The sequence below is a fragment of the Eisenibacter elegans DSM 3317 genome, assembly GCF_000430505.1.
GTDB lineage: Bacteria > Bacteroidota > Bacteroidia > Cytophagales > Microscillaceae > Eisenibacter > Eisenibacter elegans.
Genome location: NZ_AUMD01000012.1, coordinates 298,073 through 320,050, shown reverse-complemented (window position 1 = coordinate 320,050; position 21,978 = coordinate 298,073). Strand labels below are relative to the sequence as shown.

21 protein-coding genes are annotated in these 21,978 nt (G+C 47.9%); 14 read left to right on the top strand and 7 right to left on the bottom strand.

The features are described 5' to 3' along the window. Positions 1–115: 115 nt before the first annotated feature. On the top strand, positions 116–418 hold the full coding sequence (locus G499_RS0104995) for a hypothetical protein (RefSeq protein ID WP_026999034.1): 303 nt from the start codon (positions 116–118) through the stop codon (positions 416–418). Between the two features lie 267 nt (positions 419–685). On the opposite strand, the gene G499_RS0104990 is transcribed toward G499_RS0104995, so the two are convergent. The 5 genes from G499_RS0104990 to G499_RS0104970 all read right to left on the bottom strand — a co-directional run bounded on the left by G499_RS0104990 (position 686) and on the right by G499_RS0104970 (position 5,703). After that, complete coding sequence (locus G499_RS0104990; protein WP_026999033.1) at positions 686–1,837, bottom strand: acyl-CoA dehydrogenase family protein; 1,152 nt, start codon at positions 1,835–1,837, stop codon at positions 686–688. A gap of 266 nt (positions 1,838–2,103) precedes the next feature. Next, positions 2,104–2,712 carry a hypothetical protein gene (locus tag G499_RS0104985; protein ID WP_154658317.1) on the bottom strand — a complete coding sequence of 203 codons (609 nt, stop codon included), beginning with the start codon at positions 2,710–2,712 and terminating at the stop codon, positions 2,104–2,106. A gap of 350 nt (positions 2,713–3,062) precedes the next feature. Beyond that, positions 3,063–3,995, bottom strand: coding sequence for a hypothetical protein (locus G499_RS0104980; RefSeq protein WP_026999031.1), 933 nt, complete (start codon positions 3,993–3,995; stop codon positions 3,063–3,065). Between the two features lie 148 nt (positions 3,996–4,143). Continuing rightward, positions 4,144–4,488 carry a hypothetical protein gene (locus G499_RS0104975; RefSeq protein WP_026999030.1) on the bottom strand — a complete coding sequence of 115 codons (345 nt, stop codon included), beginning with the start codon at positions 4,486–4,488 and terminating at the stop codon, positions 4,144–4,146. Between the two features lie 420 nt (positions 4,489–4,908). Beyond that, the gene (locus tag G499_RS0104970) at positions 4,909–5,703 is read right to left on the bottom strand and encodes a hypothetical protein (protein WP_026999029.1); all 795 of its coding nucleotides are present in this window, start codon (positions 5,701–5,703) and stop codon (positions 4,909–4,911) included. A gap of 202 nt (positions 5,704–5,905) precedes the next feature. Between G499_RS0104970 and dnaK the strand changes: the two genes are divergently transcribed. From dnaK to G499_RS0104955, 3 genes are all read left to right on the top strand, one after another. Further along, positions 5,906–7,804 (top strand): molecular chaperone DnaK, encoded by a 1,899-nt coding sequence (gene dnaK / locus G499_RS0104965; RefSeq protein WP_026999028.1) that lies wholly within the window; start codon positions 5,906–5,908, stop codon positions 7,802–7,804. 271 nt (positions 7,805–8,075) lie between these two features. Then, positions 8,076–8,312, top strand: a complete 237-nt coding sequence (locus G499_RS0104960; protein WP_026999027.1) for a hypothetical protein — start codon at positions 8,076–8,078, stop codon at positions 8,310–8,312. Further along, entirely contained in the window at positions 8,309–9,607 is a 1,299-nt protein-coding gene (locus tag G499_RS0104955; protein WP_026999026.1) for a hemolysin family protein, read from the top strand. Before G499_RS0104960 ends, G499_RS0104955 begins: the two co-directional genes overlap by 4 nt. Positions 9,608–9,611: 4 nt before the next feature. Here the strand turns inward: G499_RS0104955 and G499_RS20915 are convergent, their stop codons facing one another. Continuing rightward, complete coding sequence (locus G499_RS20915; RefSeq protein ID WP_051295918.1) at positions 9,612–11,045, bottom strand: serine/threonine protein kinase; 1,434 nt, start codon at positions 11,043–11,045, stop codon at positions 9,612–9,614. Positions 11,046–11,278: 233 nt separating this feature from the next. Here G499_RS20915 and G499_RS0104945 point away from each other — a divergent pair, with 233 nt between their 5' ends. Both G499_RS0104945 and G499_RS18780 read left to right on the top strand, forming a co-directional pair. Next, positions 11,279–11,710, top strand: coding sequence for a lipocalin family protein (locus tag G499_RS0104945; protein WP_026999025.1), 432 nt, complete (start codon positions 11,279–11,281; stop codon positions 11,708–11,710). Between the two features lie 103 nt (positions 11,711–11,813). Next, positions 11,814–12,527, top strand: coding sequence for an NAD-dependent epimerase/dehydratase family protein (locus G499_RS18780; protein WP_154658316.1), 714 nt, complete (start codon positions 11,814–11,816; stop codon positions 12,525–12,527). Here the strand turns inward: G499_RS18780 and G499_RS0104935 are convergent. Further along, positions 12,509–12,736, bottom strand: coding sequence for a hypothetical protein (locus G499_RS0104935; RefSeq protein ID WP_154658315.1), 228 nt, complete (start codon positions 12,734–12,736; stop codon positions 12,509–12,511). The two genes, G499_RS18780 and G499_RS0104935, sit on opposite strands and share 19 nt — an antisense overlap. 23 nt (positions 12,737–12,759) lie before the next feature. On the opposite strand from G499_RS0104935, the gene G499_RS0104930 reads away from it, so the two are divergent. The 8 genes from G499_RS0104930 (at position 12,760) to G499_RS0104890 (ending at position 21,968) form a co-directional block, all read left to right on the top strand. Then, positions 12,760–13,965, top strand: a complete 1,206-nt coding sequence (locus G499_RS0104930; protein WP_026999023.1) for a pyridoxal phosphate-dependent aminotransferase — start codon at positions 12,760–12,762, stop codon at positions 13,963–13,965. Between the two features lie 280 nt (positions 13,966–14,245). Beyond that, entirely contained in the window at positions 14,246–15,256 is a 1,011-nt protein-coding gene (locus G499_RS0104920) for a bifunctional heptose 7-phosphate kinase/heptose 1-phosphate adenyltransferase (protein WP_026999022.1), read from the top strand. Continuing rightward, positions 15,253–17,202, top strand: coding sequence for a TrkH family potassium uptake protein (locus G499_RS0104915; RefSeq protein ID WP_051295916.1), 1,950 nt, complete (start codon positions 15,253–15,255; stop codon positions 17,200–17,202). Before G499_RS0104920 ends, G499_RS0104915 begins: the two co-directional genes overlap by 4 nt. A 99-nt stretch (positions 17,203–17,301) precedes the next feature. Further along, positions 17,302–17,889, top strand: coding sequence for a sigma-70 family RNA polymerase sigma factor (locus G499_RS0104910; protein WP_026999020.1), 588 nt, complete (start codon positions 17,302–17,304; stop codon positions 17,887–17,889). Then, positions 17,873–18,598, top strand: coding sequence for a hypothetical protein (locus G499_RS0104905; RefSeq protein WP_026999019.1), 726 nt, complete (start codon positions 17,873–17,875; stop codon positions 18,596–18,598). Before G499_RS0104910 ends, G499_RS0104905 begins: the two co-directional genes overlap by 17 nt. 43 nt (positions 18,599–18,641) lie before the next feature. After that, positions 18,642–19,658, top strand: a complete 1,017-nt coding sequence (locus G499_RS0104900) for a porin family protein (RefSeq protein ID WP_081413649.1) — start codon at positions 18,642–18,644, stop codon at positions 19,656–19,658. Positions 19,659–19,831: 173 nt separating this feature from the next. Next, positions 19,832–20,560, top strand: coding sequence for an arylesterase (locus G499_RS0104895; protein WP_026999017.1), 729 nt, complete (start codon positions 19,832–19,834; stop codon positions 20,558–20,560). Between the two features lie 298 nt (positions 20,561–20,858). Beyond that, complete coding sequence (locus G499_RS0104890; RefSeq protein ID WP_035726568.1) at positions 20,859–21,968, top strand: type III polyketide synthase; 1,110 nt, start codon at positions 20,859–20,861, stop codon at positions 21,966–21,968. Positions 21,969–21,978: the final 10 nt, after the last annotated feature.

Genomic DNA, 21,978 nt, shown 5'->3' with positions numbered 1-21,978 from the left:
TTGATTGACTGAGACAAGGCAACTACTCGTCAAAAAGTGATATTTTTTCTTCGCAAAAGACCAACCTTGTCGAGGCTTTTTGCGTATAAGCCATCATACACCAACATGCTCAGGTATGAAATACGAAATTAGAATCTATGCTAAAGACCAAACTAAGGTCATCCGATTTGTACAAGAAGGTGGTACACACCAAACCCCACCCCCAGCGTGGGACGAATTTGTGTATGCATTGGGTGCAGTGATTGACGACCGCCCAGAGCAAGTATTACAACCCGACGGCCTCATCGCTACCCTCAAAGTACCACAGGTGTCTTTTGATGAGGTGGTAGATGTGATGTGTGAAGACCTAAGCCAAGAAATGACGCAACTACTGACCGCCCCCCAAGAAGTTTCTGAGGTGGTTTTGGCCTTGGTTTAAGGCAGATTTTATACCTATATCAATACTAGCTCATCCGATTTTTGTTTGCTTTTTGCTCTACTACGCCTACCTTCCACCCGTCTTGCTTTTGCAAGGCGGGTATTTTTGTGCGCTCACCTACAGAAAAAGCCTACCCAAAGGGTAAGCTTTCGTCGAGGTGTTCAAACGCGCTGGGCGTAGTCTTTAGAATCCGTAGGTATTGGGTTGGTTTTCAAGCTTTGCTATGGGATGAAACAAAGCAGATGACGGTACAAGCCACGGATGGTATTATTTGAGAATAGCTCTGGAGATAACCAATTTCTGAATTTCGGAAGTGCCTTCACCAATAGTACATAGCTTGGAATCGCGGTAGAACTTCTCCACTGGAAAGTCTTTTACATACCCATAGCCGCCAAAAATTTGCACAGCTTCTGTAGAGACCGTTACGGCAGTTTCGGAGGCAAAGTATTTGGCCATCGCAGATTCTTTGTTGACACTCAGCCCCTTTTCTTTCAGCTCTACGGCGCGATCGGTGAGGAGCTGAGCCGCATCGATTTGAGTAGCCATATCCGCTAGTTTGAAAGCAATTGCTTGGAAGTTGCTGATAGGTTGGTTGAACTGGTGGCGCTCTTTGGAATACTGCAAAGCCGCTTCGTAGGCTCCTTTGGCAATCCCTACCGAAAGTGCTGCAATAGAAATACGCCCTCCATCCAGAATTTTGAGCGATTGGATAAAGCCCTCGCCTACTTCTCCCAAGATATTTTCTTTGGGGATACGGCAGTTGTCAAAAATCATTTCGGCAGTTTCGGAAGCCCGCATACCGAGCTTGTTTTCTTTCTTTCCACCGCTAAAGCCAGGCGTACCGCGCTCCACGACAAAGGCTGTCATCCCGCGTGAGTCGCCTACTTCTCCGGTACGGGCAACAACTACGGCCACCTGTCCGGTGATGCCGTGAGTGATAAAGTTTTTTGCACCGTTGAGCACCCAGTGGTCGCCGTCGAGCACAGCTGTTGTACGCATATTGCCGGCATCAGAGCCGGTGTTGGGCTCCGTCAAACCCCAAGCGCCTACCCATTGGCCGCTGGCTAATTTTGGAAGATACTTTTGCTTTTGTGCCTCAGAGCCAAACATCAGGATGTGATTGGTGCAAAGGGAATTGTGCGCGGCCATTGACAAGCCGATAGACCCATCTACCTTGGCTAGCCCAATGATAGCTGTTACGTACTCTTGGTAGTTTAGCCCTGCGCCACCATATTCGGTAGGAACAAGCATTCCCATCAGTCCTAGCTCACCCATTGCTTGGAAAAGCTCAAGGGGGAAGTGTTGGCGCTCATCCCAGTCACTGATATTGGGGCGGATGTGTACTTCGGCAAAATCTCTAACGCTGTTGGCTATTTCGGCAACCAACTCGGCGCGATTGTCTAAAACTTGTGATTCCATAGATCCTCAAAACGCTATAAGTGTATATTTTTTTGTTGTAATAGGCGTGGAGCTGAGGCAAAGCAAATAGTATCCTACCTTGCCTTACTATAACCTAACAAAGATACAACAAGTTTGTTGTTTGGTAAAATTTTAAGACAAAATAGACTTATAGCAAGAACGAAGTGTATGGTAAGGGGGCTTATTTTCTTGATGACTAATGGTCAGAGTAGGCAAGCGCCTGTGATTCGTTGGAGGAATCAGATTTGCACAAAATAAAGTTTTGTTTAAAATTTTTGGATAGCTTTAAGATACTTCCATTTGCCCATTCGGTAGCGTTGTGTTTTGAAAATCTGGCAGAGCAGGCCACCCATCAGAAGAGAACCACTGAGGGTAATGTTGCGGTTGGTAATGACGGGTTCACCCTCAAAGCGGTTGGCAGGGTTGAGCGTATCCATCAGAAAATAACCCAGGCCTGCTATAGGCAATAAAATACTGCCTTGGTTGAGAAACCAACTGTCTCGGCGGATACGGACAGACTTGATGTCTTCAAAATAAATACGCGCAAAATCATCAGAGACAAAATAGTCTTTGCGGATATCCACCAAGAGACTTTTTTGCCAATGCGATTCTTTTTTGAGTTTGAAGTCTAGCCGTTCGGTTTCATAAAACCGCAAACGCTTGACAAATCCGGGCTTTTCGAGGGCGAGGAAATACTCGGCATAGTCTGGCTTTTCTATTCTGAAAGTATCTTCGGGATTGCGAATGCGTTGCCCAGGGGTTTCTACGGCTTGTTCTTCTTCTACTTGGGCACAGAGTATGGGTTGAAGGCCGAGCACGCAGCATATTGATAAGATGGGCAATATCCAACAACGGTGTATGGCTAAGTAAGGCATAGGATAAGGGAGTAAGTGGGTATTGAGAATCAAATTTACAAAAAATACTGTCCTTCTGAAAACGCAGACAGCCGCCCTTGCCAATGCAGGGCGGCTGTAACCAAGTAGTCAGCGCTTGCTTATACTCAAGCAAAATTGGTTTGGGAAATGTGTGTGCTGAGAACCCTTGAGAATCAAATCCTATAAATCCTCAAATCTTGCAAGTCTTGGTGTAAATTTTCAGCGTGACACTCAAAACAGATACCTTTTGTGCTGACGCTAGGCAAAAAGCGTAGACGTAGCGGCCAAAAAGCAAGGTTTTAATGTTGATGAAAAGCGTTTTAAACAAGCGCTAAAATCTGGAGGACTTTTTATTTGTTGCCCAATACCACAGTATAGAGAAAATCTTCGTAGGCCAATTGGTACAGCTCATTGTCTGATTCTTCGGCTATGGCCAATTCATAATGACGCAAGGCATCGATGGGCAAGTTTAGCTCTACAAAAAGCAAGGCTTTTTCGATGTGAGATAGCTTCTCAAAATTGGCATCGGCCAGCTTTTTGGTGATTTTTTGATGCTCGCCTTCAGGCAGTGGCTCCAGCTCCACCACCTGCGAGCTGACAGCTTCATCATCTTTGGCAGAGATGGCTACGTTGAACGTACTAGTGCCCAAGTCTTCGTCTTTGTAGTTGAGTTTACGCAAATCGACAACATAGTTGGTGTCAGTAGTTTCGAAGGTAGCGATTTTGTCTCCAATAAAAGACTTCAGCTCCACAAGATAGGTATGGGGTTTGCCATCGCTGAGCCAGCTAAGGTGTAGGGTTTCGTCATAAAACTGCCATACTTTCTTTGTAGGGTCTTCGGGGATAAGCAAATCAAACACCATTTCTTTGCCAGGAACGGGAGTAGCACGCTCTACCGAACCAGTCGTACGCATATTCTGGTTTTTGTTGGCATAGATGTTATTATCGCCCTTGGTAGCTTCCGAAATAATATAAGCGCCCAGTTTGCCGGTGGCAGTGCGGGGTTGCTTGGCTAGCTCTGTCTTTAGCTCCGATACTTTGTATGTTCCCGCTTTGCGGATTTGGACTGTACCACCTTCGATGCTGGTAAGGCCTACATAGCCGCCCTGCGCCACAGTGATGATATCCTTATCAGAGAGGGTTGTATTGATGCCAAGCTTCTGAGTGCTGTTGGTGGTATTGTTACCCGAAGAGGCCAACACCTTAAACACATATTGCGCCTGCACATTTCCGATGCTCAGCCAACAAACGAGCCCAAGTGTGAATACAAAAAACTTTTTCATAAGATAGGGAATAGCTTTGGTAAGATTAGGTATACAGAAAAAAAACTTTGTTGTCTTTTCAAACGTGTTTGCCTTGGATAGGGTTGTTAATTTGGCGCAAAAATACGGCTTTGCATTTTGGCAATGATTAGCACAGCCCCTACCAGTATTACTTCAACTCAAAATAGTTTGTGAGAAATTGGTTGTACTCTCCTTTGAGTGCTTGATTGCCGGGTGTCGCAACAAGGGCAACCTCGTAGTGGTACTGAACATCGAGCCAAAGCTTCATCTTAGCCAATAGACGTGCTTTTTCCACATTCGAAAGGGTATCAAAATTTGCTTCCTTTAGCTCATTTGAGATTCCCTTACGCCGTGCTTGGTTATGTCCCCAGATAAACACTTCTTCTGATTTGTATTGATTGTCGGTACTTGTGATAGTAATGATATAAGAGGCTCCGGCAAAACGCTTCTTCTTGTTTTCGAAACCCTCTTCGGTCATAAAAGAAAAGCCCATTCCATCAGCTTCATTTCCTAAATCGAGTGTATTGATAGGAAAAGGGTTGGCTCTGTTTTCAAAAAAAATAAGGGTCAGTTACTGATGTCTCAAAATCGAGATTGTAACATAAACTTGCATTAGGACGTTCCCAACGCAAGTATAGGCGACCTCCATAGAATAAGTTTTTTGTACCGTCTTTGGGTAGAAATACGCAGATTTTATTGGTTTGAGCATAAGTAGCTTGCGATGCCCAGCATGGAAATAACACGATAAAGACAGATGATATTATTTTTTTTCATAATCGTTTAATGATACTTTGAGTTTTGAGCTCTTTGCGGTCAAACGTATGTCTAGAGCTTGAAGGGTAACATGAGCACAACAACGACAAAAACCAAAAATGTCTAGTGGCGTGCATCTTGGCATAACTTCCAATACGCATTAATATTGCGCCTCGCCGCGTGTGCTGGGGCGGTATTGGGGTAAGGCCGTGCTGGGTTTGCGTTTGAGCGGCACCAGCACATAAAAGCGGGCTGCCCACACATTGTCGTTGCCGCTGCGCGAGCCTAGGGCGCTGATATTGTCGAGGTAATCGGTCATTGGGTGCATCCACATCCCCTGAAAGCCGACGGCGTACCCATTGGCAAAGATATGAGAAAAACCCAGTCCGGTGGGTAACATCAAGGAAGTCGTATTGTAATCTTCGTCAGACGCACGAGTACTGCGCTGTGGTAGCAGGTCGTTGCCGTTCTCATCTTTGACCGTAAACTGCATCAGCCCTAGCCCTTGGCTGAAGTAAACCTGCCATTTAGGCTTATGGAGCAACAAGACACGCAATTCATAATGTAGGTGGATAATTTGACTGCGAAAAAAAGTATTGACCCGCTCCTCTGAGGCATCTATGGTGCCAAATCGATTGGTAGGCTCAAAACGCTCTCCGGTAACAAAGCCCCAGCCCAGCCCCCACCGGTGGACAAAGCGCCGGTCGACGGCATTGCGCACAGCCGCAACCTGAAATCCATTGCTCCATTTTTGTACCGTAGGACTCAAATCTCCGGTGTAGGCCAAGGCTCCCACGCCCAGTTCGAGCCACCATTGTGGCGTTTGGTGTAACGGATAGCGCGCCAAAGAATCGACATCGAGCAAGTCATAATGGGCTTGCGCTTGTAGTTGGTGATAGGCAAGGGCAAACGAGCACCATACCATCAGGCCAAAGACCAAAGCTTTTTGTGGCATAGGAGTAAACGGGCAATAGCGGTAAAAATTACCGATTTAATAGAAAATAAGCAGGGCTCAAAGCGGCACAGTGTCAGGAATTATGCCAATATGTCGGTATTTTGACCCGAAAATAGCTTGGCATACGCCTTGTTTATCAGCTATAACGTGAAGAAGCTCCAAACAATTCACACATCATAAACCTAAAAATATTTTTACAACAATGGGAAAAATAATCGGAATTGACTTAGGAACGACCAACTCTTGCGTCTCTGTGATGGAAGGCAACGAGCCTGTGGTTATCCCTAACAGCGAAGGCAAACGCACGACTCCTTCAATTGTATCATTTTTGGACAATGGTAATGGCGAGCGCAAAGTGGGTGATCCTGCCAAACGTCAGGCCATTACGAATCCCCAAAACACGATATACTCTATCAAGCGTTTTATGGGCAAAACTTTTCAGGCCGTCACCAACGAAGTCGGTCGTGTGCCCTATAAGGTAGAGAGTGGCTCCAACAACACTCCCCGTGTACGCATTGGCGACCGCCAATATACCCCCCAAGAAATCTCTGCGATGATTCTGCAAAAAATGAAGCAAACCGCAGAAGACTATCTTGGCACGACCATTACTGAGGCGGTCATCACCGTACCGGCCTACTTCAACGACGCTGAGCGCCAAGCCACCAAAGAAGCTGGTGAAATTGCCGGACTCGAAGTAAAGCGTATCATCAATGAGCCTACTGCCGCTGCGCTAGCCTATGGACTTGACAAGCGCGACCGCGATATGAAAGTGGCCGTTTTTGACCTTGGTGGTGGTACTTTTGATATTTCTATCCTCGAACTCGGCGACGGTGTATTTGAGGTAAAATCTACCAACGGGGATGTACACCTTGGCGGTGATAACTTCGACGAGCGCATCATTGATTGGTTGGCACAAGAGTTTATCAACGACGAAGGCATCGACCTACGCAAAGACCCTATGGCGCTACAACGCCTAAAAGAAGCTGCCGAGAAAGCCAAAATCGAACTTTCTAGCTCTTCTTCTACCGATATCAACCTGCCCTATATCATGCCCGTTGATGGCGTACCCAAGCACTTGGTGAAGCAGCTCTCACGCGCTAAGTTTGAGCAACTCTGCGATGACCTTATCCAGCGTACGCTAGAGCCTTGCCGCAAAGCGCTTTCAGATGCCGGATTGACAGCCAAAGACATTGACGAGGTCATCCTTGTAGGAGGCTCTACTCGTATCCCCAAAATCCAAGATATTGTTGAGAACTTCTTCGGCAAAAAGCCTTCTAAAGGTGTAAACCCTGACGAGGTAGTGGCCATCGGCGCAGCTATCCAAGGTGGTGTGCTTACTGGTGAAGTAAAAGACGTGCTCTTGCTCGATGTTACTCCGCTTTCGCTGGGTATTGAGACCTTGGGCGGTGTGATGACCAAGCTCATTGAGTCGAATACCACCATCCCGACCAAGAAGTCTGAGATTTTCTCGACAGCTGCCGACAATCAACCTTCGGTAGACATCCACGTGCTCCAAGGCGAGCGCCCCTTGGCCAAAGACAACCGCACCATCGGCCGCTTCAGCCTCACCGATATTCCGCCCGCCCCCCGTGGTGTACCACAAGTAGAGGTTACTTTTGACATCGATGCCAATGGTATCCTACACGTATCGGCCCGCGACAAAGGCACTGGAAAGGAGCAAAAAATCCGTATCGAAGCCTCTTCAGGCCTTTCTTCTGAAGAAATCGAGCGTATGAAGCGCGAGGCTCAGGCCAACGCCGAGACGGACAAACGAGAGCGCGAACGCATCGAGAAAATCAACGCTGCCGACTCACTCATCTTCCAGACAGAAAAGCAGCTCACCGAATTTGGCGACAAAATCTCTGAGCCTAACCGTAATGCCCTCAATGCCGCTCTCGAAGACCTGCGCAAGGCTCACCAAGCCCAAGACGTAGCCGGTATCGACAGCGCCATGGCAGCCCTCAATAGCGCTTGGCAACAGGCCTCTCAAGAAATGTATGCCCAAGGCGGCGCACAAGGGGATGTGGGCAACGGTCAGCCTGGTGGCAACTCCGACGACAACGTAACCGACGTAGACTACGAAGAGGTAGACAACAAGTAATCTTGTCGATGACATCAACGCTGAAAGCCATTCCAACTAGGAATGGCTTTTTTTGCTCAATACCTCCCAACCCAACTACCACAAAGCTCAACGCTAGCCCTACTGCTCTAACACAGATTATGTAGTTTTTCCCAAAACAAGTACAACTTCTTAGCACAGGCTTCGAGCCTATGGCGCAGAGTTTTGAATTAGCCGAAGCTTTATGATTTTACTTTGTGCGCATATTTGCGTAATTTCGTAGTTTCAAAGCAACGCTTGACCACCAGAAATTATGAAGCTATACGAGGCTATTTTGTTGTCTGTAGCCGTTAGTACCCTTATCATCGGGATTCATCAAATAATGTTGGGAGATGTTCTCAATAGCTATTGGATTTTTATGATTTCCGGCGCGGCCTTGTTGGGTCTGAAACTTTGGCGTACCCAAACAGAGACATCATCTGCCACAAAACCCGCCCCCAAGCAGACACCTAACAAACCGACCTCCCAACCCAAGCGCAAAAAACGATGAGCGATTACAACATAGCTTGGGGCATTATCATCACATCGCTTGTTTTATCGGCCTTATTTTCGGGTTCCGAAATTGCTTTTATTTCTTCTAATAAGCTTTACATCGCCTTACAACGCAAAAAAGGAGCTTGGGCGGCATACATCTTAGAACGCTTTACCAAAACCCCTTCGCATTTCATCGCCACGATGTTGGTAGGCAATACCATTACCCTAGTGGTGTATGGGATTTTTATGGCCTCGGTGTTAGACCCTTGGTTGATGACGGTATTGCCCTTATGGGCCAACAATGACATCAGTGTGTTGGTATTACAGACCTTGCTTTCTACCCTGCTGGTCTTGGTTACGGCAGAGTTCTTGCCCAAAAGCCTTTTCCTGATTAGCCCCAATCAAGTGCTCAATGTATTGGCCCTGCCCTTGATGTTTTTTTATACCGTCCTCTACCCTTTTGTTTGGCTGACAATGCAATTCTCCAAAGTGCTGTTCCGGTGGGTATTGCGGGTAGAATATACTGAAGACAGGCCTGTTTTTGGCTTGTTAGACCTGAATCATTATATCAACAACCTCTCAACTGCTTCGCCCAACAGGGAAAACTTTGCCGAAGAACAACCCGAAGTAGATACCAAGCTTTTCAGTAATGCGCTGTTGTTGCGTACACTCAGGGTACGAGAGTGTATGGTTCCCCGACCCGATATCACGGCTGTGGATGTGAACGAAGAAGTCGAATACCTCAAACAAACCTTTGTAGATAGTGGGCACTCCAAGGTCTTGGTTTATCAAGAATCCATCGATGACATCATCGGATATTGTCATTCTTCACAGCTTTTCAACCGCCCCCAACATATCCGAGAAATCCTGACACCTATTATTGTCGTTACGGAGTCTTCTCCGGCAGAGGTAGCTCTGCTCAAAATGATTTCGGCTAGCAAAAGTCTGGCTTTAGTAGTCGACGAATTTGGAGGTACAGCGGGCATTGTCAGTATTGAAGATATTGTAGAAGAGATTTTTGGGGAAATAGAAGATGAGTATGATAACGAAACCCTCGAAGAAGAACAAATCGATGAGCGTACTTTCATCTTTAATGCGCGCCTAGAAGTCGATTACCTCAATGAGCGCTATGCGCTTAACCTACCCGAAGGAGATTATGACACACTTAGTGGGCTTATCTTGTATCTACACGAAGATATTCCGGAGGCAGGTGTGGTCATCAACCACGAACACTTCCGCCTGACAATCCTAGCCCTCGAAGACAACGCCCGCATCAGTAGGGTAAAGCTGGAGTTGTTATCTGAAGCATAACCTTTCAGTCGTCGGCGGTTGTCCGTAATTCGTCAGAACGGATATAGTAAATCCTAAGCTCAGGATTGAGACGCAAGTCGCGCACCTCGCGTTTTTCTTCCCAGCGGTTGCCAGCTCGGAGCAAACAACGGTACAAAACTTCTACTCTGACGAGGTGGTTTCCTTTTTCGTCTTGTTGGTAGATGAAACTATCCCAGTCAATGATATTTTCTTCGGCTTTGATGCGTGTACTCCAGTAATAGTCGTTCACTTTTCGGACTTCTTCCCTACGAACGTTTTGGTAAATCATAAACCGCTCCATAGGAAAGGCATAAAAATCAGCCACTTGCTCAAAATCACCGGTTTCGCGTGCGGCATAAAAAGCCTCCAATCGCCGTTTGACGGCCAAGATATGTGGTGGCTCACTGACATCGGGGGAGCTGACAGGCTGGTCGGTAGGGTTGGGTCGGGCGGTGGTGTTGGCATAATGATTCTGCCAAGCCTCTTGCCCCCAGCCAATCCACAAGGCAGCAGCCAACAGCACCCCAAGCCCTGCTAACGCGGCCTGCCCCACCCAAGCGGGCAACGGTTGAGGGCGGGTTTGGGCTGCACTGGGTATACGAAACCGCTGCTCTTGAGAAGCACGCATCGCCTGTGCAAAAGCCTTACAATTGGGGAAGCGCTTGTCAGGGTTTTTGGCCGTGGCAATGTCAATGATTTGCTGCATCGGTGCCGACACCCCGGGGTAGAAATTGGCCGCCCGAGGCAGTGGCTCTTGCAGAATCTTCTGGAACACTTGGTGCTCCGTGTGTAGGTCTTCGTAGGGGTGGCGCGCCGTCAACATCTGAAAAAGCGTAACCCCAAGAGAGTAAATATCGCTGCGGGCATCAAAAAAATCTCCTCTGACCTGCTCTGGGCTCATATACAATACTGTGCCCATACGTGTGCCGGCGGCGGCCAAGGCCGTCTCTGCGTTATTGACGATGGTGGCAATTCCAAAATCCAAGACTTTGACCCCCATATTGGGCGTAATCAGGATGTTGGAGGGTTTGATGTCGCGGTGTACAATGCCATACTGATGTGCATAATCAAAGGCACTCAATATTTTGTTGAACAAGGGCACTAGCCGCCCCTCCGGAATAGGCCCTGATACCTGTTTGAGGTAATGGTCAAGATCTATCCCCTCTATGTATTCCATAATCAGGCAGAGGCCGTGCTCATCTTCGATATAATCGTAGAGCTTGACCACACAAGGGTGGTCGAGCTGCGCCAAAAGCGCCGCTTCGTTCCGAAAACGTTGCCTGATTTGTGGGTTCTGTGCAAATTGTGGATGAAGTACTTTGATGGCTGCCTTGCGCCCAATTTTGCGGTGCGTAGCCAAATATACCACTCCCATACCGCCATCGCCCAGACGTTGGTGAATTTGATAATTAAGTACTTGAGAGCCTAAAGCTATCATAGCCAAGGGGTACGGAACAAAAATTAGCTACAATGGTAACGTATTGTTTACCAAGAATAATTGTATGTTGAGCGAATAATGGCCTTTTTTGCGACTAAATTTAACACAAAAACCCTAGCTTTCGCAAAAACCCTAGGATTATTTCTCGCGTTATATAAAATTGTTTAACTTGCGTGCCATATTAAACCAAAACAATAATTTTATCTTCTCACCCATTCTCCAAAAAATGTTTTATGAAAAAGTTCAGTACTTATGTATTAGTAGTTATGGTAGCCCTCACTACTTGGGCTTGTGGCGGTGGTAATAACGGTGGCGGCGACCAGCCTGCGCCTTCACTGTCTGCGCGCCTCGCAGGGAATACTTGGCAAATCCAATCAGCCAACCAAACAGCCCCCACAACTGGCACAGTAACCCAGTCTTTCCTTATTCAACGCATCCAGTTCAGCGCAGATGGCAATTATACCATCACCGAAGTAGGCAACAATACCCGTACAGGTAGGTGGACTGCTACAGAAAACACCATTACTATCACCGATCCCCAAAGTACTTGGACTGCTGTAACGGTAAATGCCCAAGGCAATAGCTTCACGGCCACTATCCCCTTGGGTGTAGATGCTGGAAAAACTGCCGGCTCTAGCTTCAATACTGCGTATACTAGACAATAGTCTAGCACTGTCACACAGCTATTGGTAGCAACAATGTTCAAAGTTCGTACAGGAGTAGCTGTATGGACTTTGTTTGTTTGTGGGGCTGTTGTATTTTTGTTGTATGGAAAATACACGCAAAACCGCTCTTTTGGCCGGCGCTACCGGCTTGGTAGGCAGCTATTTGCTTACCTTCTTGCTCGAAGACGAGCAATATGACCGCGTGGTTGTTTTGAGTAGGCAAGCCCTGCCACACACACACACCAAGCTATCTGTTCAGATAGTCGATTTTGAGGAACTACCACAATACAGTACGCAGATACAGGCCGACGATATTTTTATCTGTTTGGGCATTACGCTCAAAAAAGCAGGCTCCCTAGCCAATGCCTACAAAGTAGAATTTACCTATCCACATCAATTAGCACAAATAGCAGTACAAAACGGTGCCAAACGACTACTCTATGTCAGCTCCATTGGTGCTAATACAACTTCCAAAAATTATTACCTGCGAACCAAAGGCGAGATAGAATCGGCTTTGTCGGCGCTCCCTTTTGAGGCTGTCCATCTCTTGAGGCCGTCCATTCTGTATGGACCTCGCAAAGAAGTACGCCTAGGTGAAGACCTTGCCAAGGTGCTCAGTATGGCATTTGAGCCGTTTATCCCCCAAAAATACAAAGGTATCAAGGCCAAAACTGTAGCCAAATACCTACAGCTGGCTGCCCATAGCCCGCTAGAAGGGGTACACCTCCACGAATCAGACCGGATACGCCGTATCGAGCGCCGCCGATTCGATGCCCTTACAGCCCAAGAGCAAACCAATTACAAAGCACATTTGTAACACCCCAAGCCATCGCTAGGGCTATGGTCTTTTGGCAAAAATTTGTTTACTTGCAAGCATCCAAGCAATGTATCCCAAGGTTTAGTGGATTTGAGGATTCGCTGGATTTTATCTTCTTGATTTTCAAGGATTTTCAGTAGATACATTTCCCCTACTGGTTTCGCTTGGAACATCGCCCATTTGCCAAAAAGCATTTCTCCTTCTTTCATCACACAGACATACCCCCACACTCATGACAGCGCCACATACCCTTCTTTCTGCCCGTACACAAGCCATGAGCGAATCGGCTACTTTGGCTATGGCCAAAAAAGCGCGCGAACTAGCCGCTCAGGGTGTTCAGGTTATCAATCTTAGCCTTGGTGAGCCCGATTTTCAGACTCCTAAGCACATTTGCGAGGCTGCCAAAAAAGCCATCGATGAGGGCTACACCAAATACCCTCCTGTGGCTGGTTATGCGGATTTGCGCCAAGCCATTGCTGAAAAATTTGCCCGTGAAAACCAAATTCATTGTGAGGCCAAACACATTGTAGTATCGACAGGTGCCAAACAATCGCTGGCCAATCTTTTTCTGGCCTTGGTAGACGAGGGCGATGAGGTCGTCATTTTTGCACCTTATTGGGTAAGCTATGTGGAGATGGTGCGGATGGCCGGAGGCACACCTGTGATTTTGGAGAGTGATTTGGAGAGCGGCTTCAAAGTCAGCCCCGATCAGTTGGCGCAAGCCCTCAGCCCGCGCACCAAGGCCGTGCTCTACTCATCGCCCAGCAACCCCACAGGAGCTGTATACAGCCGCTCAGAGCTAGAGGCCTTGGCTCAAGTATTGGAAGCTCATCCGCAGGTTTTGGTCATTGCTGACGAAATTTACGAACACATCACCTTTGGCGAGCGCCCCTTCAGTATGGCCGCTATCCCTAGTATGGCTGAGCGTGTGGCCACTGTCAATGGCTTGTCTAAGGGCTTTTCGATGACAGGATGGCGCTTGGGTTATATGGCTGCACCGGCTTGGTTGGCCGAAGCTTGCGAAAAAATCCAAGGCCAGATTACCTCTGGCGCTTCTTCTATCACCCAACGCGCTGCTCTAGCAGCCCTCCAAGAAGACCTGACTGCTACCTACGCCATGCGCGACGCTTACCTCCGCCGCCGCGACCTTGTGATTTCGCTTTGTAATGCCATTGAAGGTATCAAAACCTATGTTCCTGATGGTGCTTTTTACCTCTTCCCCGAAGTAGATGCCTTCTTTGGCCGCCGCGCAGGAACGTACCATATCCAAAATGCAGACGACTTGTGTATGTATTTGCTACACGAAGCACACGTTTCGCTAGTATCGGGTGGTGCCTTTGGTGCACCCAAATGCCTGCGAATCTCGTTTGCAGCTTCAGACGAGCAAATACGCGAAGCCTTTGCCCGCATCGCCCGCGCACTGGCTCAACTACAATAAGCCTTAACAACAGACCGGCGAGGATGTCCGAAAATATTACCAAAACTCTGGGCTGTAGATTACAATCAAGCTTAGGTTTTGGTAGTAATACCAAGATACGATTGGTTGGAAACTTTAGTGTATTCATCTGATTATCAATGCATTTTCAGCATATACACTTCCCAAACTAATTTTGACCGGGTATAGCAATAGCTTTTTCGGATGGCCTCCATATTTTGGCTTGCCGGCATAATGCCCCCAGGCCTTGCCCAACAGGGCTAACAAGACGAAACAACTCTTCATGAAAACCAATACCTTGACGATTCAAGATACTTTTGAGGCATTTGGCCACCAGCAGGCGCTCATCATCGGTGATGTAATGATTGATTCTTACCTTTGGGGCAAGGTAGAGCGCATTTCGCCCGAAGCACCCGTGCCCGTAGTACAAGTACAAAAACGTGAAAAACGCCTTGGCGGTGCTGCCAATGTAGCCCTTAATATGCAGGCCTTGGGAGCCAAGCCCATGCTCTGTGCCGTAATTGGAGACGATAGCGATGGCCAAGACCTAATCGGCCTGCTACATCAGCACGGTCTGTCGTCAGAAGGTATCGTACAAGCTACCCAACGCCTGACGACCATCAAGCATCGCATCATCTCCGGACACCAGCATATGCTGCGGGTAGACTCTGAGACCACTCAGCCCATCAATGCCACACAGGAGGAGCAGCTCTTGGCGCGCATAGCATCACTATTGCCACAGACTCAGGTAGTAGTTTTTGAAGACTATGACAAGGGTTGTATTACGCCCAGCCTGATTGCCTCCGTCATCAGATTGGCACAAGAATACGGCATTCCGACTGTGGTAGACCCTAAGAAGTTGAATTTTCTACACTATCACGGCGCAACACTTTTCAAACCTAATTTTAAGGAGCTGAAAGAGGGGCTGAAGATAGATATTGACATTCAGGATAAAAACAGCATTTGCAAGGCGGCAGCCCAACTGCGTGATAAGCTTTCGCTTCACTATGCCTTTATCACCCTCTCGGAACACGGCGTGTATATAGGCCAAACTGAGGAGGATGTTTGGATTCCGGCACACAAACGCAGCATAGCCGATGTGTCGGGCGCAGGCGATACTGTCATCAGCGTGGCGGCTTTGTGTTTGGCCTTGGGGCTTTCGGCAGCACGCATAGCGGCGCTCTCCAACTTGGCCGGCGGCTTGGTGTGTGAGTCTGTGGGGGTAGTCTCTATCGATAAAGAGCGCCTGTTGGCAGAGGCCATCAAACATCAACTTTTTGAGCAATACTCATGAAAAAACGTAACGCTTGGCTCAATCGCCTGTGGCAATCAACCAAAGACCAACTCAAGAAGTGGTTTCAAGTTCCCCAACTACAAGAAGGGAATGAGTTGTTATTGCGCATTGATGAAAGCCTACAAACCTTTTTGTTCAAAACAAGAGACAAGGCTTTTGTAGCCAAGCGTGTCATCAATGTTATCAATACCATCATTACCCTGAGCCTGTTGGTCTATACTTTTGGGTTTGAGCTACCCAAGGTACAGATTACCCGTATTTTCAATGTGCTAGAAGTCTGTATCGGTATTTTTGCCGCAGGCTTTTTCTTACAGCTGATTTATGAGCCAAGGCGGAGCTTCTTTTCTTGGCAAGAAGGGGTAGTGCCTACTTGGTTGTTTTTGAAGAAAAATGCACTCGAAAGCACGCTAATAGCGCTTTTCCTGATTGAAGCGGGCACATCATTCATTGGCATAGAGCTAGTGCATACGGTGTTTGTATGGCTGGGGCAGAAAGACTACCGGGCTTTTTATGAGGGCTTGGTCAGCGCCTATTTGTTGGCTACGATTATCATCCAGCTAGGCAAGGTGAGTGTTGTCCTTTCGGCCTCCAATATCAAACCGGCAGCCACGTTTATCTTTAGCTTTATCTTACTGATATTGCTGGGGACAGGGGCTTTGTTGATGCCCGCTATGACAACCGTGCCGGGGAGTATGCGCTTTATCGATGCGCTTTTTACCTCTACCAGCGCTTCTTGTGTTACGGGTTTGGTCGTTCAGGATACGGCTACTTTTTTTACTTTCAAAGGGCAGCTCACCATTCTGATATTGATACAGCTGGGAGGGATAGGCATCGTATCTTTTGCGTCGTTTTTCGCTACCTTTTTGAGCCAAGGAGTTGGTATCAAACAACAAGCGATGATTCAGGATATGCTCAGTAGCGAATCCTTATCATCGGCCAAGGGTATGTTGCGGCGCATTGTCGGCATTACTTTTTTGATTGAGGCTCTCGGAGCCATCCTGATTTTTATGACTTGGAGCCCAGAAGTGAAATTTGACAGCCTGGGGCAAAAAATTTACTTCTCCATTTTTCATTCTATTTCTGGCTTCTGCAACGCAGGGTTCAGCCTTTTCAGCAACGGACTATACGAGGAAGGGGTGCGCAGCAGTTATGTGATGCATGTGGTAATGATTGGCATTATCTTTTTTGGCAGCCTAGGGTTTGCCGCCATTGAAGATATTTTTTCGCTTCGCAAAATGCACGAACGCCTACTCAAGCCTTGGAAACAGTGGAGCTTGGGAACTCGGATTGCTGTCAATTTAAGTTTTTTATTTACAGGACTAGGCGCAATTGTATTTTATTTTCTGGAACGCAACAATGACCTGGGTGGCATCAAAAATACCAACCTGCTAGAGGGTGTTATCCTAGCTGCTTTTCAATCAATCACAACCCGTACTGCCGGTTTCAATACTGTCGATATGGAGACCTTGGCCTTTCCTACGATGCTACTGATGATGTTTTTGATGTTTGTAGGCGCATCACCAGGTTCTACCGGCGGCGGCATCAAGACGACCACTTTTTATCTGTTGGCCATCTCGTCGATTGCCAGCATTCGAGGCAAACGCAATGTAGAGATAGGCAAGCGCAATGTGGCCCAAGAGGTTGTTTCAAGAGCTGCCTCTATTTTTACTTTTGCGGTGGCTTACAATGCCGTGTGTTTGTTCTTGCTCTCTATCGTACAGCCCGATATGCTGATTCATTACTTATTGTTTGAGCAAGTATCGGCCTTTGCCACCGCTGGTCTGAGCATCGGGATGACCTCACAGCTCAATGATTACGGCAAGGCCATCATCATTTTGTCAATGTACTTGGGGCGTGTGGGAACGCTGACCCTAGCACTGGCGCTCAGCAAACAAGTCATCAGTACATCATATCAATATCCTACCGAACACTTGATGGTGGGATAACGCTGTAGCCGGTATATTTTTTTCAGGCTTACGCAACCTTGCCTGTGTTATCTGCATCTTGCTAATAAACAAGCGCGCCCCAATAGATGACCAAGGGTTATGATGCGATATACTAAACAAAAACGATTTACCGATGAAGCTTCGCTGCTCTCGGCCTGTGGCCGACAAGAGCCGCAAGCCCAACAACAGCTCTACGAGCGCTTTGCGCCCAAGATGCTGTCGGTATGCCTACGCTACCTCAAAGACCCCATGTTGGCCGAAGATATGATGATTCAAGGCTTTGTGAAGGCTTTTCAACACTTATCTAATTTCCGCCAAGAAGGCAGCTTTGAAGGATGGCTTCGCCGGATTATGGTCAATGAGTGCCTCAATGAAATTCGCCGCCACCGGGCAGTATTCCTGAGCATCCAAGAGGAAGAAAACGCGGCTTCACTCCCGGCAGCCATAGACGAGGCGGCTATCGAAGCCCAATTATCTGCACAAGATTTAATGGTGCTAATAGCAGCCTTGCCCGAAGGGTATCGGACGGTGTTCAACCTTTATGCCATCGAGGGGTATAGCCATCAAGAAATAGCCACTATGTTGGCTATTAGCGAGGGAACATCTAAGTCGCAGCTCTCACGCGCCCGGGCTATTCTACAAAAACAATTGTCTCAAATTACGCCAAGCCATGTCTCATCAAGATAAGCACCCCATCGACGCGCTGTTTGCGCGGAAGGCCGCCGAGGCCGAAGCAACGCCCCGCCCCGAAGCTTGGGCACGCCTACAGGCGCAAATGGCTGCTCCCACAGATATGCCTACACTACCAGTCCAGTTCCGCCCTTGGACAGGCTGGGTATATGCTACGGTAGCCCTGCTCTTGGTCAGCATCGGGGGCTGGATAGGTTATCAATGGCAACAGGGCGACAAAACACCGCTCGCTCAGGCTACGATGACTGTCCAGAAAAATATGGCTGCCACTGTTGAATCCCGCAGTACGGCATCCGCCGCCAAAACACCCGAACACCAAACACCGCCTGTAGCCCAACCCAAAAACAACCTGCCAACAACGGAAGAAGTTGCCAAGACCTCAGTCATAATAACAACACCTGAGCTTCAAAATTCTGCCAAAAATCATCAAGAACAAATTCAAGAACGGCGAGAAAGCAATAAGGCGCACGCTACACTGCCTGATATATACCTTGGGGGAGCCTTGCTCGACACGGCCTACACGACCATAGAGCCTCAGAAAAAAGAAGAAGATAAGGTAGAAAAAATTGTCGTAACAGTAAAAATATCAGGAAAAGGTTTGGAGAAAAAAGAAAAAAGCCAAATCAACAAAATACTCAACGAACTTAATAATATCCGAACCGGACAACCGGTAGACTTTCAGGTATTTAAACGCAACAAAGAATAAAACCACTCCACCATACATCCACTATACATAAATCGTCAGAAAAATGAAACGATACACACTCCTAATGCTGCTACTCCTAGTATGGGGTAGCATCCATACACAAGCCCAAGATACCATCCGTATCGAAATAGGCAGCAAAGCCCAGATCCTCATCTATGCTAAAGACAGCGAAGCACTCCGCCAGCTGACAAAGGTAGACATCAATGCGATTGTACAAGAGGTAGGGAAGCAGATTGACGAAACCGAAAAGACCATCGTCTATGAGTATCGACAAGAACGCAAAAACCTCACCCTAGAGAGTGTTGTGCTCGAAAAGACAGAGAAAGACAACGATGACTCTCAAAATGTCAGTGTCGAAAAATACAGTAACTCGATGTATATCAACGGAAGGAAATATTACTATGATACCGAAAGACAACGCTACTCCCGCAAAAGCCCCGGCTACGGTGGTGTGGGGTTAGATGTAGGGCTAAGCAATTATATGCAGGGCGAAGAATTTATCCTGCCCGAATCAGGCCTGCCATACGAGGCCTCGTTGTGGAGCTCGCACTACATCGCCCTACAGTTTTTCACCGGAACAGACCTCGGTGGCCCCAATAGCCCTTTTCAGCTGGAAACAGGGGTCGAAATCAGCTGGAGCAACTATGTGATGCGCTATAGCTACTACCCCAAGCGAATCGACAATGGCGTAGAGTTTAGAGACTATCAAGAGGATTTTGGGGAATCTTTGCGCCGCAATAAATTTGTAACCACCCATATCAATATTCCGCTCTTGTTCCGCATTCAAACCTTTGACCGGCGCGGCCACGATTTCTTCGCTGTTGCTGCTGGAGGGTATGTCGGATTTTTATTGGGGGCACACTCACGCATCACACACAGTGTTACCGAAAAAGACCGCAGCTTTGACACCGTGGTCAACAGAGTACGCTATGGCCTAGAAGGAGAGGTGCGCTTTGGAGAGTTAAAGCTTTTTGCCCGCTACGACCTCACACCACTCTTCAACGATACGGCCAACGCACCCATACTACAGCCCATTGCTGTAGGGTTACGCCTGCGCTAAGATTAGTTTGGATTTCGCATACATCATACACCCCTAACAACACCTGCGGCTCTGCTCAGGTGCTGTTTTTTTATTTGACCTCAAAAGACCAAACAGCTGTTGTTGCTCTTTGTTGACAAGATAGTATCTTTACTCATCGAAGCTACTCAGAACTAGATCACCTCTCCAAAACAATGCCGCTACTTATGCTGACAGCCCCCATACTGCGATTTTCTAAGCCCTTGAGCCTCCTCGGCCTCCTGCTACTCCTATTAGGAGCCTGCCAAAATCCATCGGACAAACCTGCCAACACCACCACCATACCAACAAACGACAGCTTGGCTCAAACCACCGACACCGACAGCCGCGCCGTCATCCTTTGCCTAGGCAATAGCATCACTGCCGGCTATGGGCTAGACCCCGAGGAGGCCTTCCCTGCCTTACTCCAAAAGCGCATTGATTCCTTAGGGTTGCCCTACCGAGTGCTGAACCGAGGTATTAGTGGCGAAACAACCGCCGGCGGCAAGGCACGTATGGAGTGGATACTGCAACAAAAAATCAGCATACTTTTGATAGAGCTGGGCGGGAATGACGGTCTGCGCGGGTTATCTCCCGACGAAACTCGCCAAAACTTAATCGACATCATCCAATTGGCCAAAGCACAATATCCTCAACTACAAGTAGTGTTGGGGGGAATGCAAGTACCACCCAATATGGGGCCTGATTATGCTCAAGCATTTGCCCAAATTTATCCTCAAGTAGCCCAGCAGACTGGCGCGGTGCTGATTCCGTTTATTTTGGAGGGTGTGGGTGGTGTGCCGGAGCTGAACCTACCCGATGGCATACATCCCACCGCTGAGGGGCATCAGCTTGTGGCTGCTACAGTATGGCAAGCACTGGCTCCGTTGTTGGAGGCGCGCTAAGTCAGCACCCGCCGGACAGTTTTTAGCGGCGCAAAAGCTCCGCTTTATACCAAAATAAGATTTCCCATTACTCCGAGGCCGAAGATTGGCTTTGGTACGGCTTTACGGTCGGGCTGCTTGCTGAAAATGTCTGGTGGTGTGAATTTTTAATACCACGACCTCGAACATCGCACTGTTTTATAGGTTTACTAAAGATTAAAGCGTATTTTCCCCTCAAAATACATTCTCTAACAACGGTATACACCTCTCTGTCTGATTTTTTGGCTGTATCCTGTGCTTGTTTTGTCAAAAAACCTATATGAGCATTCAACAAAGCTATATCACGGCCATCGGTACTGCTACGCCTGTGCATTGTATTCCTCAGGCAACGACGGCGGTTTTTATGGAAAAAGCCTTGGGGCTTTCGACCTATGAGGCGCGCAAACTACGCGCTTTGTATAGGGCTACCGGTATCAATACGCGCTATTCTGTATTGGAAGATTATTTGCGAACCGAGGATTTTCGGTTTTTCCCCAACCAAGCGACTGCGCCTTTTCCAGATACTGCTACCCGAATGGAGCGTTATCGCGTAGAGGCATTACCCTTGGCCAAGGCAGCAGTAGCAGATTTGCCAGCTTATGCGCAGGCAAAGTTGCCACAAGTTACCCATCTGATTACGGTCAGCTGTACCGGAATGTATGCCCCCGGGCTAGATATAGAGCTGGTACAGGCACTAGGCTTGGCGACACATACCCACCGGACCTGTGTCAATTTTATGGGCTGTTATGCGGCAATGAACGCACTGAAACTTGCTGATAGCCTGTGCCGTGCCGATGCCCACAACCTTGTGTTGGTGGTATCGGTAGAGTTGTGTACCCTACACCTACAACAGTCAAAAGACGACGAACAGCTGGTAGCCAATGCAATCTTTGGTGATGGCGCGGCAGCCGTTTTGGTGGAGCGCCAGCCTAGCCCCTCGGGTTTATCCTTGGCGCTACGTGGCTTTGCTTGTGGGCTCTTTCCTGAGGGCGCTGCCGAAATGACTTGGAGCATCCAAAACCACGGATTCGAGATGCGCCTATCATCGTATGTACCTCAATTTTTGGCACAGGGGTTGGGGCACTTTATTGAGGCTATGGTCACAGAATTGGGCCTTAGTCCGGCTCAAACAGATTATTTTGCCATACACCCCGGAGGGCGCAAAATTTTAGAAGCCGTAGCGCAAGCCCTAGCCATTCGGCCAACACAAAACACAGCAGCTTATGAGGTTTTGCGCCAATATGGAAATATGTCGTCGGCCACAATGTTGTTTGTATTGCAACATTGGCTCCAAAACCTGGGGCAAAGCGAAGCTCGGGGTCGCTCTATGCTCTGTTTGGCATTTGGCCCCGGGCTTACGGTAGAGTCAGCTCGTATGGAATTTTGCTAAGAAGTATTGG

Excerpts from the sequence above, each read along its gene's own strand:
- G499_RS0104975 (WP_026999030.1), bottom strand. The coding sequence starts at position 4,488 with ATGGGCTTTTCTTTTATGACCGAAGAGGGTTTCGAAAACAAGAAGAAG.
- dnaK (WP_026999028.1), top strand. The coding sequence starts at position 5,906 with ATGGGAAAAATAATCGGAATTGACTTAGGAACGACCAACTCTTGCGTC.
- G499_RS0104895 (WP_026999017.1), top strand. The coding sequence starts at position 19,832 with ATGCCGCTACTTATGCTGACAGCCCCCATACTGCGATTTTCTAAGCCC.
- G499_RS0104995 (WP_026999034.1), top strand. The coding sequence starts at position 116 with ATGAAATACGAAATTAGAATCTATGCTAAAGACCAAACTAAGGTCATC.
- G499_RS0104990 (WP_026999033.1), bottom strand. The coding sequence starts at position 1,837 with ATGGAATCACAAGTTTTAGACAATCGCGCCGAGTTGGTTGCCGAAATA.
- G499_RS0104920 (WP_026999022.1), top strand. The coding sequence starts at position 14,246 with ATGAAAACCAATACCTTGACGATTCAAGATACTTTTGAGGCATTTGGC.
- G499_RS18780 (WP_154658316.1), top strand. The coding sequence starts at position 11,814 with ATGGAAAATACACGCAAAACCGCTCTTTTGGCCGGCGCTACCGGCTTG.
- G499_RS0104930 (WP_026999023.1), top strand. The coding sequence starts at position 12,760 with ATGACAGCGCCACATACCCTTCTTTCTGCCCGTACACAAGCCATGAGC.
- G499_RS0104970 (WP_026999029.1), bottom strand. The coding sequence starts at position 5,703 with ATGCCACAAAAAGCTTTGGTCTTTGGCCTGATGGTATGGTGCTCGTTT.
- G499_RS0104935 (WP_154658315.1), bottom strand. The coding sequence starts at position 12,736 with ATGAAAGAAGGAGAAATGCTTTTTGGCAAATGGGCGATGTTCCAAGCG.
- G499_RS0104955 (WP_026999026.1), top strand. The coding sequence starts at position 8,309 with ATGAGCGATTACAACATAGCTTGGGGCATTATCATCACATCGCTTGTT.
- G499_RS0104890 (WP_035726568.1), top strand. The coding sequence starts at position 20,859 with ATGAGCATTCAACAAAGCTATATCACGGCCATCGGTACTGCTACGCCT.
- G499_RS0104915 (WP_051295916.1), top strand. The coding sequence starts at position 15,253 with ATGAAAAAACGTAACGCTTGGCTCAATCGCCTGTGGCAATCAACCAAA.
- G499_RS0104985 (WP_154658317.1), bottom strand. The coding sequence starts at position 2,712 with ATGCCTTACTTAGCCATACACCGTTGTTGGATATTGCCCATCTTATCA.
- G499_RS0104900 (WP_081413649.1), top strand. The coding sequence starts at position 18,642 with ATGAAACGATACACACTCCTAATGCTGCTACTCCTAGTATGGGGTAGC.
- G499_RS20915 (WP_051295918.1), bottom strand. The coding sequence starts at position 11,045 with ATGATAGCTTTAGGCTCTCAAGTACTTAATTATCAAATTCACCAACGT.
- G499_RS0104980 (WP_026999031.1), bottom strand. The coding sequence starts at position 3,995 with ATGAAAAAGTTTTTTGTATTCACACTTGGGCTCGTTTGTTGGCTGAGC.
- G499_RS0104910 (WP_026999020.1), top strand. The coding sequence starts at position 17,302 with ATGATGCGATATACTAAACAAAAACGATTTACCGATGAAGCTTCGCTG.
- G499_RS0104945 (WP_026999025.1), top strand. The coding sequence starts at position 11,279 with ATGAAAAAGTTCAGTACTTATGTATTAGTAGTTATGGTAGCCCTCACT.
- G499_RS0104905 (WP_026999019.1), top strand. The coding sequence starts at position 17,873 with ATGTCTCATCAAGATAAGCACCCCATCGACGCGCTGTTTGCGCGGAAG.
- G499_RS0104960 (WP_026999027.1), top strand. The coding sequence starts at position 8,076 with ATGAAGCTATACGAGGCTATTTTGTTGTCTGTAGCCGTTAGTACCCTT.